Annotated in this window: 8 protein-coding genes; 2 read left to right on the plus strand and 6 right to left on the minus strand. The window is 72.1% G+C overall.

What is annotated here, in order from left to right:
• Positions 1 to 12: 12 nt before the first annotated feature.
• Positions 13 to 2,406: a WD40 repeat domain-containing protein gene (locus tag EOE66_RS13665; RefSeq protein ID WP_205702702.1), complete on the minus strand. Its 2,394-nt coding sequence runs from the start codon at positions 2,404 to 2,406 to the stop codon at positions 13 to 15.
• Between the two features lie 16 nt (positions 2,407 to 2,422).
• Positions 2,423 to 5,035 (minus strand): DNA mismatch repair protein MutS, encoded by a 2,613-nt coding sequence (mutS, locus tag EOE66_RS13675; protein ID WP_245479035.1) that lies wholly within the window; start codon positions 5,033 to 5,035, stop codon positions 2,423 to 2,425.
• 186 nt (positions 5,036 to 5,221) lie between these two features.
• Here mutS and EOE66_RS13680 point away from each other — a divergent pair, with 186 nt between their 5' ends.
• Entirely contained in the window at positions 5,222 to 7,564 is a 2,343-nt protein-coding gene (locus tag EOE66_RS13680; RefSeq protein ID WP_128229296.1) for an SUMF1/EgtB/PvdO family nonheme iron enzyme, read from the plus strand.
• A 21-nt stretch (positions 7,565 to 7,585) separates the two neighbouring features.
• Here the strand turns inward: EOE66_RS13680 and EOE66_RS13685 are convergent, their stop codons facing one another.
• From EOE66_RS13685 to EOE66_RS13695, 3 genes are all read right to left on the minus strand, one after another.
• Positions 7,586 to 8,506: a class I SAM-dependent methyltransferase gene (locus EOE66_RS13685; protein ID WP_128229297.1), complete on the minus strand. Its 921-nt coding sequence runs from the start codon at positions 8,504 to 8,506 to the stop codon at positions 7,586 to 7,588.
• A 45-nt stretch (positions 8,507 to 8,551) separates the two neighbouring features.
• Positions 8,552 to 9,916, minus strand: coding sequence for a tetratricopeptide repeat protein (locus EOE66_RS13690; protein ID WP_128229298.1), 1,365 nt, complete (start codon positions 9,914 to 9,916; stop codon positions 8,552 to 8,554).
• Between the two features lie 132 nt (positions 9,917 to 10,048).
• Positions 10,049 to 13,384 (minus strand): amidohydrolase family protein, encoded by a 3,336-nt coding sequence (locus EOE66_RS13695; RefSeq protein ID WP_205702703.1) that lies wholly within the window; start codon positions 13,382 to 13,384, stop codon positions 10,049 to 10,051.
• Between the two features lie 86 nt (positions 13,385 to 13,470).
• Here EOE66_RS13695 and EOE66_RS13700 point away from each other — a divergent pair, with 86 nt between their 5' ends.
• Complete coding sequence (locus tag EOE66_RS13700; protein ID WP_128229299.1) at positions 13,471 to 14,238, plus strand: complement resistance protein TraT; 768 nt, start codon at positions 13,471 to 13,473, stop codon at positions 14,236 to 14,238.
• A gap of 40 nt (positions 14,239 to 14,278) precedes the next feature.
• Here the strand turns inward: EOE66_RS13700 and EOE66_RS13705 are convergent, their stop codons facing one another.
• On the minus strand, positions 14,279 to 15,283 hold the full coding sequence (locus tag EOE66_RS13705) for an inositol monophosphatase family protein (protein ID WP_128229300.1): 1,005 nt from the start codon (positions 15,281 to 15,283) through the stop codon (positions 14,279 to 14,281).
• Positions 15,284 to 15,307: the final 24 nt, after the last annotated feature.

Below are 15,307 nucleotides of genomic sequence, written 5' to 3' on the forward strand. Positions count from 1 at the left end.
GTAACAGGCGCGCTACTTCAAGGGTTCGAGCAGCGAGCGCAGCAGCCCGGCCTTGGCGCGCTGGCGCTGCGTGGCGGCGGGCACCACCTGCAGGCGGCCTTCGCCCGTGCGCAGCAGCACCGCGTCTTCGTGGGCCGGTGAAGAAACCTCGTAGTGCTCGGCGCCGGCGGCGGCCCAGCCGCGGTCGGCATACAGGCCCAGGCTGCCCACGGCGATGCCGTCCGCGGCGTCCCACATCCACAGCTCGCGGCAGTTACCGCCGCTGAGCATGGGGCGCTGGCCCGGGCCGAAGGCCACGGTCTGCACCGTCTCCGAGTGGCCGGTGAAGGCCGGCAGCGGCTTGCCCGTTTTCACATCCCAGCGCAGGATGGCGTTGGCCGGCACCTGGCTGCCGAAGGCGATGAGCTCGCGGCCGTCGGGCGAGAACTGCCGCGTGGCGTACCAGGGCATGTCTTCCGTCAGGGTCAGCAGCACGCGGCCGCTGCTGAGTTCGATGACACGCGTGTCTTCGGGCCGGCTCAGCGCCAGCAGGCGGCCGTCGGGCGAAAACACGCCCTCGAAGTGGTCGTCCTTCGCCAGCAGCGGCGGCAGCCCGGGCACCGGCAGGCGCTGCGCCGCACCCAGACCGTTGGGCCCGAGGTTGCGCACCTCGATCCAGGCCTTGCGCTCCGTGTCGCTCAGGGCCCACAGCCACAGCTGCGTGCCCGTGGGGTCGAAGGCCAGCGCGCTGCCCTGCACGGGCTTGGCCAGCGGCACGGTCTGCACCTGCAGCCGTGCGCTGGGGTCCCAGACCTGCAGGCGCTCTTCTTCCAGCACCAGCAGCCATCGGCCGTCTCGCGTGTAGCGCAGGTCCAGGGCCTCGGCAGGGCCGAGCAGCGCCACCTCCTGCCCGCTGGCGCGACCGAAGAGGCGCAGCTGACCGCCGGCCACGGCGGCCACGGTGCGGCCGTCGGGGCTGATGTCGATGACGCGGCCGCCCAGTCGCAGGTAATTGGTGGCGCCGGCCGTGCGCGGCGCGGCCACGGCCTGCGGCTTCTCGCGCAGCGGCAGCACGCGGCCGGTGGTGGTGTCCAGCAGCGTGGCCATGCCGTCGCTCTGCGCCACCGCCACCAGCTTGCCGTCGGCGCTGTAGACCACGCTGCGCAGCTTGGCGCCGCGTGGCGCGAGGGCTTGGGCCTGCTTGCCATCGGCGCCCCAGAAGCGCACCACCTCGTCGACGCTGGCCACGGCCAGGCGGTCGCCCTGGGGCGAGAAGACCAGGTCGCGGATCGGCCGGCCGCCCGCGTCGACCAGCGGCACCTCGGCCACCATGCGCGTGACGGCCGTGCCTTCCAGCACCCACAGGCCGAGGTCGCCACTGCCGGTGGCCCAGGCCACGCGGCGGCCGTCGGGGCTGAAGCGGCCGCTGGAGACGGTGCCCAGCGTCTGCGTCTGGCGCGCGAGCAGGCGGCCGCTGGCGAGTTCCAGCACTTCCAGCCCGTCGGCGCCTGTGCGCAGCGCCATCTTGAAATCGGCCGAAACATCGAGGAACTGCTGCTTGGCCGCAGGCTTGAGGTGCAGCTGTGGCTGGCCGTCGGCCATGCCCCACACACGCAGGCCGTCGCCGCTGAGCGTGGCCAGGCGCTGGCCGTCGGGGCTGAAGCGCAGGCCCCACACGGTGCCATTGGCAGCGGCCTTCAGGCCGTGCAGCAGCTCGCCCTTGGCGTGGTTGAAGACCTGCACGTTCTGCATGCCGGCCAGGGCCAGCAGGCGCCCGTCGGGCGAAAAGGTGATGGCGCTGGCGAAGGGCAACGCGCCGCTCACGCTGGCAATCTCGTCACCGCTGTCGACCTGGCTGATGACGAAGCGTGAATCGGCCGCGCCGCTGACGAGCTGCTGGCCGTCGGGCGAGAAGGCCAGCGCGGTGACGATCTCGTTGTGGCCGGCAATGCCCCCGACGTCGAGGCCGCGCTGCGTGTCATAGAGGCGGACCACGTTGCTGGTGGCCACGGCGAGCAGCCGGCCGTCGGGCGAATAGGCCAGGGCTTCGGCCTGCCGCCCTGGTGTGGCGGCCAGGCGCAGGTAAGGCTGGAAGGTGGCGGCGGAAGCGGCGGCGGCCGGGGCGGGCGCGGCCACCGGCGCTGCTGGTGCGGGTCTGGCGGGGGCCGGCGCGGGCGTGGGCGTCGGCGCGGGTGCCGGTCTGGGCGTGGGTGCAGGTGCCGGTGCCGGTGCAGGAGCGGCAGCGGGTGCGGCCGGCAACACCGGCAAGGTGGGCGGCAGCACCAGCCCGGGCGGCCTGGCCGGGGCTGGGGCCTGGGCCTGCGCCAGCAGCGGGGCCGCGGGGCTGGCCAAGGCGATCACCAGGCCCAGCAGGGCTGCGGTGCGCAGGCGTGGGGCAGCGGCAGGGAGTGGGGCACCAGGGCGCATGGGGTCCTTTGAAGCTTCAGCGGTTCGGCGGGGGCAGGTGCTCGCGCAGGCGGTACAGCGCCTCCAGCGCCTCGCGCGGGCTCAGGCGGTCGGGGTCGATGGCGGCCAGCGCACGTTCCACGGCCGAGGGCTCGGGCGTGGCGGCAGCCGGCGGCGGGGCGAAGAGGTCCACTTGCGCCTGGCCTTGCTGGGCCTGGGCTTCCAGCGCCTCCAGCGCGTTGCGCGCCTGGCGCACCACGGCTGCGGGCATGCCGGCCAGGCGCGCCACCTGCACGCCGTAGCTGCGGCTGGCCGGGCCCGGCTCGATCTGGTGCAGGAAGACGATGTTGCTGCCGCTTTCCACCGCGCCCACGTGCAGGTTGACGGCGCGCTCGTGGCGCCTGGGCAGTTCGGTCAGCTCGAAGTAGTGCGTGGCAAACAGCGTGAAGCTCTTGTTGCGCTCGTGCAGCTGCGTGGCGATGGCGCCGGCCAGGGCCAGGCCGTCGAAGGTGCTGGTGCCGCGGCCGATCTCGTCCATCAGCACCAGGCTGTGCTCGTTGGCGGCGTTGAGGATGGCCGCGGCCTCGGTCATCTCGACCATGAAGGTCGATTGCGCGTTGGCCAGGTCGTCGGCCGCGCCAATGCGCGTGTGGATGGCGTCGACGGGCCCCAGCCGGCAGGCCGTGGCCGGCACGTGGCTGCCGATGGCCGCCAGCAGCACGGTCAAGGCCACCTGGCGCATGAAGGTGCTCTTGCCGCCCATGTTGGGGCCGGTGATGACCAGCAGCTTGGTCTTGGCGTCCATGCGGCAGTGGTTGGCGATGAAGGGGCCGCCGCCAGTCTCGGCGAGCCGCGCTTCCACCACCGGGTGCCGGCCGGCCTCGATCTCGATGCAGGGGTAGGGCACGAACTCGGGCCGGCACCAGTTCAGCGTGGCCGCGCGTTCGGCCAGGGCGGCCAGCGCGTCCAGGCTGGCCAGCGCGTGGGCCAGGGCCTGCAGCGGGCCCAGGTGCGCCTGCAGCGCATCCAGCACTTGCTCATACAGCCACTTTTCGCGCGCCAGCGCCCGCTCTTGCGCGCTGAGCGCCTTGTCCTCGAAGGCCTTGAGCTCGGGCGTGATGTAGCGCTCGGCGTTCTTCAGCGTCTGCCGGCGCTGGTAATCGATCGGCACCTTCTCCAGGTGCGAGCCCGTCACCTCGATGTAGAAGCCGTGCACCTTGTTGAACTGCACGCGCAGGTTGGGGATGGCGGTGCGCGTGCGTTCACGCGCTTCCAGGTCGAGCAGGAAGGCGTCGCAGTTCTGGCTGATGGCGCGCAGCTCGTCGAGCTCGGCGTCCACGCCGGTGGCGATGACGCCGCCGTCGCGCAGCAGCACGGCCGGTTCTTCGGCGATGGCGCTCAGCACCTCGGGCAGGGCCTCGTCGGGCACCAGCGCGCCATGCAACTCGTCCAGCAGGCGGCAGCCGCGCGGCGCCACCTGGCGCAAACCTGGCAGGGCGGCCAGGGTCAGGCGCAGGCCGGCCAGCTCGCGCGGGCGCACCTGGCGCAGCGCCACGCGCGAGGCGATGCGCTCGACATCGCTGACGCCGCGCAGGGCCTCGCGCAGCGGCTCGAAGCCGGTGGCCAGCAGCACGGCGATGGCGTCGTGCCGCTGCGTGGCCTGGCCGCGGTCGCGCTGCGGGTGCGTGAGCCAGTGGCGCAGGCGGCGGCTGCCCATGCCGGTGCGGCAGCTGTCCAGCAGGCCCAGCAGCGTGGGTGCGCCGTCGCCGCTGTCGCCGCGCAGGGTCTGCACCAGCTCCAGGTTGCGGTGCGTGGCCGGGGGCAGGTCGAGCAGGTCGCCGCTGCGTTCCACGTGCAGGGTGCGCACATGCGCCAGCGCCTGGCCTTGCGTGTGCTCGGCGTAGCTCAGCAGCGCGGCGGCGGCGGCGTGGGCCACCGGCAGGTCTTGCGCGTTGTGGCCTTGCAGGCTGGCCACGCGCAGCTGGGCCAGCAGCTTGCGTTCGCCCAAGGCGCTGTCGAACTGCCAGGCCGGCCGCGCAGTGCGCGCGGCGCGGTGCGGCGGCAGGCTGTCGGCGCTGCCGCTGCCGTCGTGCAGCAGCTCGGCCGGCGCCAGGCGGGCCAGCCAGCCGGGCAGTTCACGTTCATGGCATTGCGTCAGGCCGAGCTGGCCGCTGGCCAGGCCCAGCCAGGCCAGGCCCCAGGTGTTGCGGCTCTGGTGCACGGCCAGGAGCAGCGTGTCGGCGCGCTCGGCCATCAGCTCGGTGTCGGTGACGGTGCCGGGCGTCACCACCCGCACCACCTTGCGTTCCACCGGCCCCTTGGCCGTGGCCACATCGCCCACCTGCTCGGCCACGGCCACGGCCTCGCCGAGCTTGATCAGCCGCGCCAGGTAGCCCTCGACGCTGTGCACTGGCACGCCAGCCATCACCACCGGCTCGCCGTTGCTCTGGCCGCGCTGCGTGAGCGTGATGTCGAGCAGGCGGTTGGCGCGGCGCGCGTCGTCCCAGAAGAGCTCGTAGAAATCGCCCATGCGGTAGAACACGAGCGTGTCGGGGAAGTCGGCCTTGATGCGCAGGTACTGCTGCATCATGGGCGTGTGGCCAGACAGATCGGGCAATTGCGGCGCGGCGTTCGGCGTGGGCGCGTTCATGGGAGCGCGGATGTTAGGCGAGGCTGCAGGCCCGGTCGGTGCCGCGCGGGCAGAGGAGGCCACGCCACCGGGCAACGCGAGACAATCTGCCGCACGCGGCCCCAACCCGCCGCCTGCTTGCCGCGCCGGCCGCCGCCAGCGCTGGCGGTCCGCTCGACGACAGCGCCCCGGAAACCTGCCTGACCGATGTTGCCTTCACGCCGTCTGCTGACCCTGCTTCTGGCCTGCTGGCTGGGCCTGGCCCTGTTCGGGGCGGCCAGTGCCCAGCCCGCCGGCAACGAACACCGCGTGGCGCTGATCGTCGGCAACGCGAGCTACAAGACCTCGCCGCTGCGCAACCCGGTCAACGACGCCCGCGCCATGCGCGACAAGCTGCAGCGCATGGGCTTCGTGGTCGTCTACTTCGAGAACCTGCAGGTGCGCCAGGTGGGTGCGGCGCTGCGCGAGTTCCGCAACGCCATCCGCCCAGGCAGCGTGGCCCTGTTCTTCTACGCCGGCCACGGCCTGCAGGTGCGCGGCGAGAACTACCTGCCCACGGTGGACGCCGAACTCGCCAGCGAGGAAGACGTGCCCTACCAGGCACTGAGCCTGTCTTCGGTGCTGAACACCATGGAAGACAGCAAGGCGGCGGTGAACCTCGTGCTGCTGGACGCCTGCCGCAACAACCCCTTCGCGCGCAACTTCCGCAGCCAGGCCCAGGGCCTGGCGCGTGTGCAGGCGCCCAGCGGCACGCTGATCCACTACGCCACGCGTCCGGGCAGCGTGGCCGAAGACGGCAGTGGCCGGCACGGCACCTACACCGAAGCGCTGCTCAAGCAGATCGACGAGCAGGGCGTGCCCATCGAGACCAGCCTGAAGCGCGTTGCCATCCGCGTGCGCGAGGCCACCAAGGGCAAGCAGGAACCGTGGATGGAAGGCAGCCTCACGGGCGACTTCTACTTCATCGCCAGCGCTGGCGCCCCGGCGCAGGCCGCAGCACCGACCGCGCCCGCCGCCACCACGTCGGATGAAGCCGCCTGGCGGGCCTCGGAATCCATCGGCACCGCGGCGGCCTACCAGGCCTACCTGAGCGAGTACCCGCGCGGTCTGTACGCCGCGGCGGCGCGCATCAAGTTGGCGGGCCTGGCGGCGCCGGCGCCCTCTGCGGCCGCCGTCACTGCGCCCACCGCGGCCACCAGCCCCGCGCCCCAGCCCGCGGCGGAACCGGGCACCTCGGTGCTGGGCGCCGTGCCGCCGGGCACCGCCGATGCCGAGGCCTACACCTGGCGCGAGGTGCAGGCCCGCGCCACGCGCGAGCACTACGAGGCCTTCCTGCAACGCTACCCGCGCGGCCGCTACGCCGTGGCGGCGCGCAATGCGCTGCGGCGCCTGGGCCCCGCCGCCGCCGGGGCTGCCAGCCCTGCTGCGGCGCTGGGCGCCGAGGCGCAGGCCTGGGAATCGGCCCTGCAGACCCACACCCCCGCCGCCTACCAGGCCTACCTGCAGGCCCACCCGCAAGGCCGTTACGCCGGGCAGGCGCAAGCGGCGCTGCTGGCGCTGCGCCAGGCGGCCGCCGAGCCGGCGGCCCCGGCGCTGCCGCAGCCCCGGCAATTGCCGGCCGACGAGCGCGCCGCCCTGCACAAGGCCGCGCTGCGCGAACTGAGCCTGGCCACGTTGTCGGCCGGCGAATACGGCATGGGCGCCGATGCCGACGAGGCCGGTGACGACGGCCAGACCGACACCACCGCCCAACCCAAGCGCAGCGTGCGCGTGGCCGCCTTCGAGCTGGCCTACTACGAGGTGAAGGTGGGCGAGTTCCGCAAGTTCGTCGATGCCACCGGCTACCTCACCGAGGCCGAGGCCGGCGCCCGCCCGGGCTGCCACGGCCCGACGCGCCAAGGCGGCTGGGAACTGCAGGCCGGCCGCCACTGGCGCGACCCGGGCCACCCGCAGACCGACAGCCACCCCGTGGTGTGCCTGAGCTGGAACGACGTGCAGGCCTACCTGCAGTGGCTCAACACCGGCGGCGGGCGCTACCGCCTGCCCACCGAGGCCGAGTGGGAGTACGCGGCCCGCGCCGGCACCACCTCGCCCCGGCCCTGGAGCGAGGCGCCCGGCTTCTTCGGCCGCCTCTGGAGCGCGGCCAAGATCGGCAGCCGCGATGAAAAGCCGGTCAGCCGCGGCTGCAAGTACGCCAACGTCGCCGACGAGACCCTGCGCCAGCTGCTGGCCTGGCCCGACACGCTGAACTGCGACGACGGCTACGCCCACGCCGTGCCCGGCGGCTACTTCAGCAGCAACAACTTCGGCCTCTACGACATGGTCGGCAACGCGGCCGAGTGGGTGCAGGACTGCTGGAACGCCAGCCACCAGGGCGCCGCGGCCGATGCCCGCGCACGGCTGGGCGGCGACTGCACGCGGCGCGTGGTGCGCGGCGGCAGCTGGGCCAGCAAGGCCTCGGCCATCCGTTCGGCCGCTCGGGCGGCCCAGCCGCATGCCTACCGCGCGGCCGACCTGGGTTTCCGCATCGCGCGAACGCCAGCGCCCTGAGGCATCGGCGGTGCCGGCTCCTCAGGCCGGCGCGCGGTAGAGCAGCACCTTCAGCGCGCGGTCTTCGGCGACATCGGCGAAAGCTGCCGGGTTCGGCAGCCGCCGCAGGAACTGCAGTTCGGGGGCCTCGGCCGACACCAGGTCCTGCAGGAAAGCCGGCCCGAGTTCGGGCGCGTTCAGGCACAGCAGCGCGTGGCCACCCGGGGCCAGCAGCGCCGGCAGGCGGCGGATGACGCGCGCGTAGTCCTTGGTCGCCACGAAGCTGCCCTTCTGGTAGCTGGGCGGGTCGGCCACCACCAGGTCGTAAGGGCCGCTGCGCGTGAGCTTGCCCCACGAGTTGAAGAGGTCGTGCGCGAGAAAGCTCACGCCGCTGTTCACGCCGTTGAGCGCGTGGTTGCGCTGGCCCGTGGCCAGTGCGCCGCTGGCCATGTCGATGTTCACCACCTGGGCGGCGCCGGCTTGCCGCGCCACCACCGAAAAGGCGCAGGTGTAGGCGAAGAGGTTCAGCACCTTGCCGCCGGGCTGCGCCTGCGCCCACTGGCGCACCCAGCGCCGGCCCTCGGCCATGTCGAGGAAGAGGCCGTGGTTCTGGCCCCTGAGCAGGTGCACGTGGAAAAGCAGGCCGTCTTCGGCCACGGTGTGCGGCTCGGGCAGGCTGCCAGCCATCAGCCGCGTTTCGGTGCGCCCGCCATGGCGCGCCTGGTAGACCCAGTTCAGTGTTTCGCCGGGGGCGATTTCGGCCCAGCGTTTCGCCAAGGCCGCGTGCAAGTTGGCCAGCTGTTCATCGGCCACCGGCTCGAAGCTGGTGAACAGGAAGACGGGCGGGAAGGCGTCGAAGGCCCAGGCCTCGTGGCCCGGGTGCAGGCCGCCGCGGCCGTGGAAGAGGCGTTGGGCCTCGGTGGGCCGCGCCATCGTGCGCAGCGTGTCGAGCAGGGCTTGCATGGGCGCGCATTCTCGGCGCGCGGCCGCCGGGCCCGCTGCCGGTGCTCAGGCCCGGGCGCTGATCAGCCAGCCCTTGACCGGCTGGCTCATTTCGTGGCGCAGCGTCACCGGCTCGAAGATCACCTCCGTGAAGCCGCCGTCGCGCAACGCGCCTGCCGCATAGCCCTGGCGGTGCGAGTAGCGGCCGTGCGTGTGCAGCCGGTAGTCGGGGGCGCCGGGCTCGTCGTCGTGGGCTTCCACCGTGAAGACCAGCCAGCCACCGGCCACCAGCGCAGCGTGCGTGGCTTCTGCGAAGGCTTGCAGGGCGCCGAAGTAGCACAGGGTGTCGGCCGAGACGACGAGGTCGAAGCTCGCGGGCTTGCCGCGCAGGAAGCTCACCAGTTCGTCCTGGTGCAGCGCGTGGTAGTGCGGCCGGTCGGCCGCGCGTTCGAGCATGCGGCGCGAGAGGTCCACACCCACCAGGCGCTGTGCGTAGGGCGCCAGGTGCTCACCGCACAGCCCGGTGCCGCAGCCGGCGTCCAGCACCCGCAGACCGCCGGCCGGCGGACCCAGCCGCGCCTGCACCGCGCGCCCCACCAGGGCCGGCGCCTGGTACTCCAGCCGGCCGAGGATCTGGTCGAAGCTGCCCGCGAACTCGTCGAAGGTGCTGCAGACGTACTCGTCCGAGGCGCGCTCGGGCGGCCGCCCTTCCAGCGCCGCCAGGTGGTGGCGGGGCACCGGGTCATCGGGGTCGTCGCTGATCCACTGGCGGTAGACCTCGCAGGCCTTCTCGGGCATCTTGCACTGCACGTAGGCGCGCCCGAGCAGGCCCCGCAGGTGGCGGTCGTGCGGTGCCGTCACCAGGCCCGTGACGCAGTGCGCCATCGCATCCTGCACACGCCCCATGCGCAGGCAGACGTGCACGAGGTTCTGGCGCGCCTCGGTGAAGCCCGGGGCCAGCGCCAGCAGCGCGACGAACGCGGCCTCGGCACCTTTCAGGTCGCCGCGGCGCGAGAGGATGAGCGCGCGGTTGTTCAGCGCGTCGTAGCGCTTCGGGTCGATCTCCAGGGCCCGGGCATAGGCCGCTTCGGCCTCGTCCTGCAGGCCCTCCTGCAGCAAGGCGTTGCCCAGGTTGTTGTGGAACATCGCCTCCTGCGGGTACAGCGCCACCGCCTTGCGCAGCAGCGCCAGGGCTTCGGTGCCGGAGCCGAACTGCCCTTCCAGCATGCCCAGCAGGTGCAGGCCGTCAGGGTGGTCGGGTGCCGCCTGCAGCAGCGCGCGGTAGGCCAGGCGCGCGTCGTCGACGCGGGCCTCCTGGTGGGCGCGCATGGCCGTGGCCAGCAGCTCGGGCACGGTGGGGGCGTGGGGCGCAACTGCCTCGATGGCAGCAGTGATCGCGCTGGGGGCGGAAGGGGAGACGGGGTCGGCCATGGCAGTGGGGCTCCGGCAGCACGCGCAAAGGGGTTGCGCCGCGGCGCGGACTCTGCAGCAAAGCCCGCACCCGGGCAAGGCGGCGCGCCCGGGGTCTCATCCGGGAGAAGGAGACCCCGGGCTGCGACGGCGCTACTGCTCCCCGTGGCCCACGCAGAAGGCGTGGTTGTCGGTGGCGAGATGCCGGCTCATCACGTTCTCGAAGAACAGCGGCGCGCGCGGCCGGGCGCGCGACACCACCTCGTTGAGCGTGCCTGCTTCATACAGCCGGCCGTTCTGCATCACGTGCGTGATGCGGTCGCTCTGGCGGATGTCCTTCAGTACATCGCCATCGATCACCACCAGGTCGGCGAGCTTGCCCACGTCGAGGCTGCCGAGGTCGGCGTCCAGGCCGAAGTGGCGCGCCGGGTTGATGGTGGCGGTGCGCAGCGCCTCCAGCGGCGTCATGCCGCCGAGCGCGAACATCCACATCTCCCAGTGCGAACCCAGGCCCTCGCGCTGGCCGTGCGCGCCGATCATCGCCGGCACGCCCGCGCGCTGCAGCATCGTGGCCGTGCGCGCGACGCGGATGACGTTGAAGTCTTCTTCCGGCGCCGTGGGCCGGCGCACCGCGCGCGCCTGCAGGTTGCCCGCGGGCACGAACTTCGTCAGCAGCGGGTGCTTCCAGACCTCGGTGCGCGCGTACCAGTAGTGCTCGCCGTCCAGGCCGCCGTAGGCCACGTTCAGCGTCGGCGTGTAGCCCACCTTCGTCTGCTGCCAGAGCTGCACGACGTCGTCGTACACCTCGGCAATGGGCAGCGCGTGCTCCAGGCCGGTGTGGCCGTCGACGATCATGCTCATGTTGGCCTGGAAGACCGAGCCGCCTTCGGGCACCACCATCATGTTCGTCTGGCGGCCGGCCTCCAGCACCATCTGGCGCTGCTCGCGCCGCGGCTGGTTGTAGCTCTTCACGCTGATGGCGCCAGCGCCCTGCTGGCGCTTCAGGTGCGTGAGCGCGTCGTCCAGGTTGTTGACGATGGCCGTGGCGCCGGCCTTGGCGCCGTAGAGGATGTGGCCCGTGCTGTAGATGCGCGGGCCCAGCACCGTGCCGGCGCGCTGCAGCTCGGCCTGCGTGAAGATGTGGCCGTTCTGGTTGCTGGGGTCGTGGAAGGCCGTCACGCCGAAGGCCAGCGAAGCGAGGTTGACCCAGCTCTGCTGCGGCACCAGGCCGTCTTCGCCCATGCCGCCGTGCCAGTGCGCGTCGATGAAGCCGGGCACGATGGTCTTGCCGCGCACGTCCACGCGGCGCGCGTCGGCCGGGATGCTCACGCGCGAGGCCGGGCCGATGGCCGCGATGCGGTGGCCGTCCACCACGATGACGGCGTTGTCGATGACCTCGTCCATCTTCGCGCCGCGCATCGTGGCCACGCGCGCGCCCACCAGCGCGATGCGGCCCGTGGGGCGGTCGCTGGCCTGTGCGAAACCGATCTTCGTGCCGCTGCCCGGGGCCTTGAAGGCCGCCGGCTTGTCGCCCGCGTTCACCGGCGGAAAGGCCTCTGCGAGCGCCGTGGTGAAGAGCTCGTCACCGGCGCTGAAATGCGCGCGCTGGCTGTCGCCGCTGAAGTGCAGGTGCAGGCCGGTGTTGAAGCTGAGCTGGCGCACGGGCACGGCGTCCATGCGCGGGCCCACCGTCAGCGGCTTGCCGGTGGCCGGCATGGGCGCGACGTAGGCGTGGAAACGCTCCACCCAGCCTATCCAGCGGCCGTCGGGCGAGAGCGCGTATTCGCTGACGAACTCGCCGCGCGCCACTTCGGTTTCTTGCCGCGTGCCGGTGTGGATGCGCCACAGCGCGCGGCGCACGTCCACCTCGCTGGGCTGGCTGGTGCGGGTGATGTAGACCTCGTCGCTGCGTGCGCCGAAGATGGGCGCGTCGCCATCCTTGCTGATCCGCACGGGCTCGCCATTGCCATCGGCACGGGCCAGGTAGATGCCGATGTCCAGGCCCAGCCAGGGCGAGGTGAGGAAACTGCCGCGCGATTTCACGTAGGCCACGCTCTGGCCGTCGGGGCTCAGGCGCGGGCTGAGGTACTTGCCGGGCTGGGGCGTGACGATGCGCTCCGTGCCGCTAGAGAGGTTCTGCACCACCACGCGGCCCAGGCGCTGGTCGTGCCAGCGCACATAGACCACCTCCTTGCCGTCGCGGCTGAAGCTGGGGAAGAACTCGAAGCTGTCGGCCTGCGGGTTCAGGCGGCGTGGCGCGCTGCCGTCCTGCAGGTTCTTGAGGTAGAGCTGGCCCAGCGCCGAGTACACCACCTGCGCGCCATCGGGCGAGACCGTGGCCCAGCGCAGCTGCTTCACGTCGAAACGGTCGGGCGAGACGGTCTGCGGCAGGCGCAGCGCCTCGCGCACCTCGCGCGTGTGCTGCACGCGGAACGGAATCTCGCTGGCCGTGCCCGCGAAGGGCTCCACCTTCCACAGCTTGCCCTGGGCCCACACGACGATGTGGCGGCTGTCGGGCGTCCATGCGAAGCTGGGGTAGACACCGTAGATCGACCAGGCTTCCTGCAGGTCGCGCTCGAGCTTGCCCCAGGCCGGCTTCTCTTCGCCCGTCTGCAGGTTCTTCAGGAAGAGCGTGCTCTGGTTGCGCACGCGGCGCACGAAGGCCAGGTGCTTGCCATCGGGCGAAGGCACGGGCCGGATGGCGCCGCCCGGGCCGGTGACGAAGGGCTCCACGCTGCCGTCCACCAGGCTCTGGCGGAAGATGCGGAAGATCTCCTTGTTCGAGTCCTTGTTGTACTCAAACGTGTTGCCCGGCGTGGTGTCGCGCGAGTAGTAGAGCCACTGGCCGTCGGGCGAGAGCGCGGGTTCGCCCAGGTCCTTCTGCCAGTTCGGCTTCTCGTTGAGCTGCACGCCCTTGCCGCCATCGAGGTGGTAGAGCCAGATCTCGCCGCTGCCGGCGCTTCGCGTGCCGGTGTAGTGCTTGCGTGCGGCGATGTACTGGCCGTTCGGGTGCCACACCGGGTTGTTGAGCAGGCGGAAGTCTTCGCTCGTGACAGCGCGTGCACCCGTGCCATCGGTGTTCATCACCCAGACGTTGTCGCCGCCGCCGGCGTCCGTCACGTACGCAATGCGCTTGCCATCGGGCGAGAAGCGGGCCTGGTGGTCCCAGGCCATGCTGGTGGTCAGGGGCTTGGCGTCGCCGCCGGTGATGGGCACGACATACAAGTCGCCGAGCAGGTCGAAGACCAGCGTCTGGCCGTCGGGGCTGACGTCCACGCTCATCCAGGTGCCGGTGCGCGTGTCGATCTTGACGGTGCGTGCCACGCCGGGCGGCTTGTTCACGTCCCACTTGGGCTTGGCGGCGGCGGCGGCCGGGGCGGGCGCTGTCGCAGCGGGCGTCTGGGCCAGGGCCAGGGTGCTGGCAGCGCACAACATCCAGGGCAAGAGCTTGTTGAAACGGGGCACGGCGGAGTCCTGCGTGGTCGACAAGCGGCGCATTCTGGCCCCGCCGGCGGCGCTGCGCATCGGGTGCTGGAACAATCGGGGCTCCCCGCGAGACTGCCCCAGGAGCCCGCATGCCTGCCACCCCCTTCCGCCACGGCCCCCGCGCGCCGGTCTTGATCGCCGCAGCGCTGCTGCTGGGCGGCTGCGCCGCCACGCAGGTGGCCATCGAGAAGCGCAACCTCGACGTGCAGACGCGCATGTCCGCCACCATCTTCCTCGACCCGGTGCCGGTGGAAGAGCAGACGGTGTTCGTGCAGATCCGCAACACCTCCGACAAGCCCGAACTCGACCTCGCGCCCGAGGTGGCCGCGGCGATGCAGGCCAAGGGCTACCGCGTCGTCACCGACCCGCGGCAGGCCAAGTTCTACCTGCAGGCCAACGTGCTGGCGGTCGGCAAGAGCGACCCCTCGGCCATCCGCCAGGTGGTGGGTGGCGGCTTCGGTGCGGGGGTGTCGGGCGGGGCCTCGGGCATCGTCGCGGCCAGCGCGGCGGCAGGCGCCTTCGGGCCGACGGGCCGCGCGGTGGCCACGGGGGCGGCCACGGGCGGCTTCGGCGAGGTGGTGATCGGCTCGCTGGTGAAGGACGTGTACTTCTCCATCGTCACCGACGTGCAGATCAAGGAGCGCCTGCCCGAAGGCCGCGCCGCCACGCAGAACTCGGCACTCAGCAACCGCCAGGGCACCAGCGGCGGCGATACCGTGAGCTACACCGACCGCGTGGACATGAAGACCTACCAGACGCGCATCGTGTCCACCGCGAACAAGGTGAACCTCGACTTCGAGGAAGCCGTGCCAGCGCTGCGCGCGGGGCTGGTACGGGCGCTGACCGGGCTGTTCTGAGGCCGGGGCCGCTGCGGCCCAGCACCGCCGCCCCTGGGGCTCACATGGGCGCGTCGTCGCCCTCGGGCGTGGCGGCGGCGGCCTTGCGGATGCGCACGGCCTTCTTGGCCGGGGTGGCCGGGGCGGCTGCGGCCGGCGCTGCCTTGCTCTCGGCCGCCAGCACGGTGGCCGTGGCATCGGCGGCGGCCAGGCCGGCAGCGGCGGCCGACAGCGGGCCCTCTGCCGGCGCGTCTTCCTTGATCACGCGGGTGTAGGGCGCCAGGATCTGCACCATCTGGCCATAGACCTTCGGGTTGCCGGCGACGATCTCGCGCTGGTAGAGGAAGTCGCTCTCGCCGGTGAAGTTGCCCACCAGGCCACCGGCCTCGGTGATGATGAGCGCGCCGGCGGCGGCGTCCCAGGGGTTCAGGCCGGTCTCGAAGAAGCCGTCGTAGTAGCCCGCGGCCACGTAGCAGAGGTCCAGCGCGGCAGCGCCGGGGCGGCGCAGGCCGGCGCAGCTGGCCATCAGCTCCTCGAACATCTTCACGTAGCGCTTGAAGTTGTCGCCCTTGCGGAAGGGGAAGCCGGTGCCGATGAGCGAATCGCTCAGGCGCGTGCGCTTGCTGACGCGCAGGCGGCGGTCGTTCAGGAAGGCGCCGCGGCCCTTGCTGGCGTAGAAGAGGTCGTTGCGCGTGGGGTCGTACACCACGGCCTGCTGCACCTGCCCGCGGTAGGCCAGCGCGATGCTCACGGCGTAGACCGGGAAGCCGTGCAGGAAGTTGGTGGTGCCATCGAGCGGGTCGATGATCCAGACGTAGTCGCTGTGCTTGGCGCCGTGGGCGCGGCCCGATTCCTCGGCCAGGATGCCGTGGCCCGGGTAGGCCTCCAGCACCGTGTTGATGATGGCTTCCTCGGCGGCGCGGTCGACTTCGGAGACGTAGTCGTTCGGACCCTTGCTGCCGATCTTCAGCACCTCCAGGTCGAGCGCGGCGCGGTTGATGATGGAACCTGCTGTGCGGGCCGCCTTGATGGCGATGTTCAGCATGGGGTGGAGCGCTTGCGACATGGGGCGGCCTGACGGGCTGAGGAA

It is taken from the genome of Rubrivivax rivuli (genome assembly GCF_004016505.1).
Taxonomy (GTDB): Bacteria; Pseudomonadota; Gammaproteobacteria; order Burkholderiales; family Burkholderiaceae_C; genus Rubrivivax; species Rubrivivax rivuli.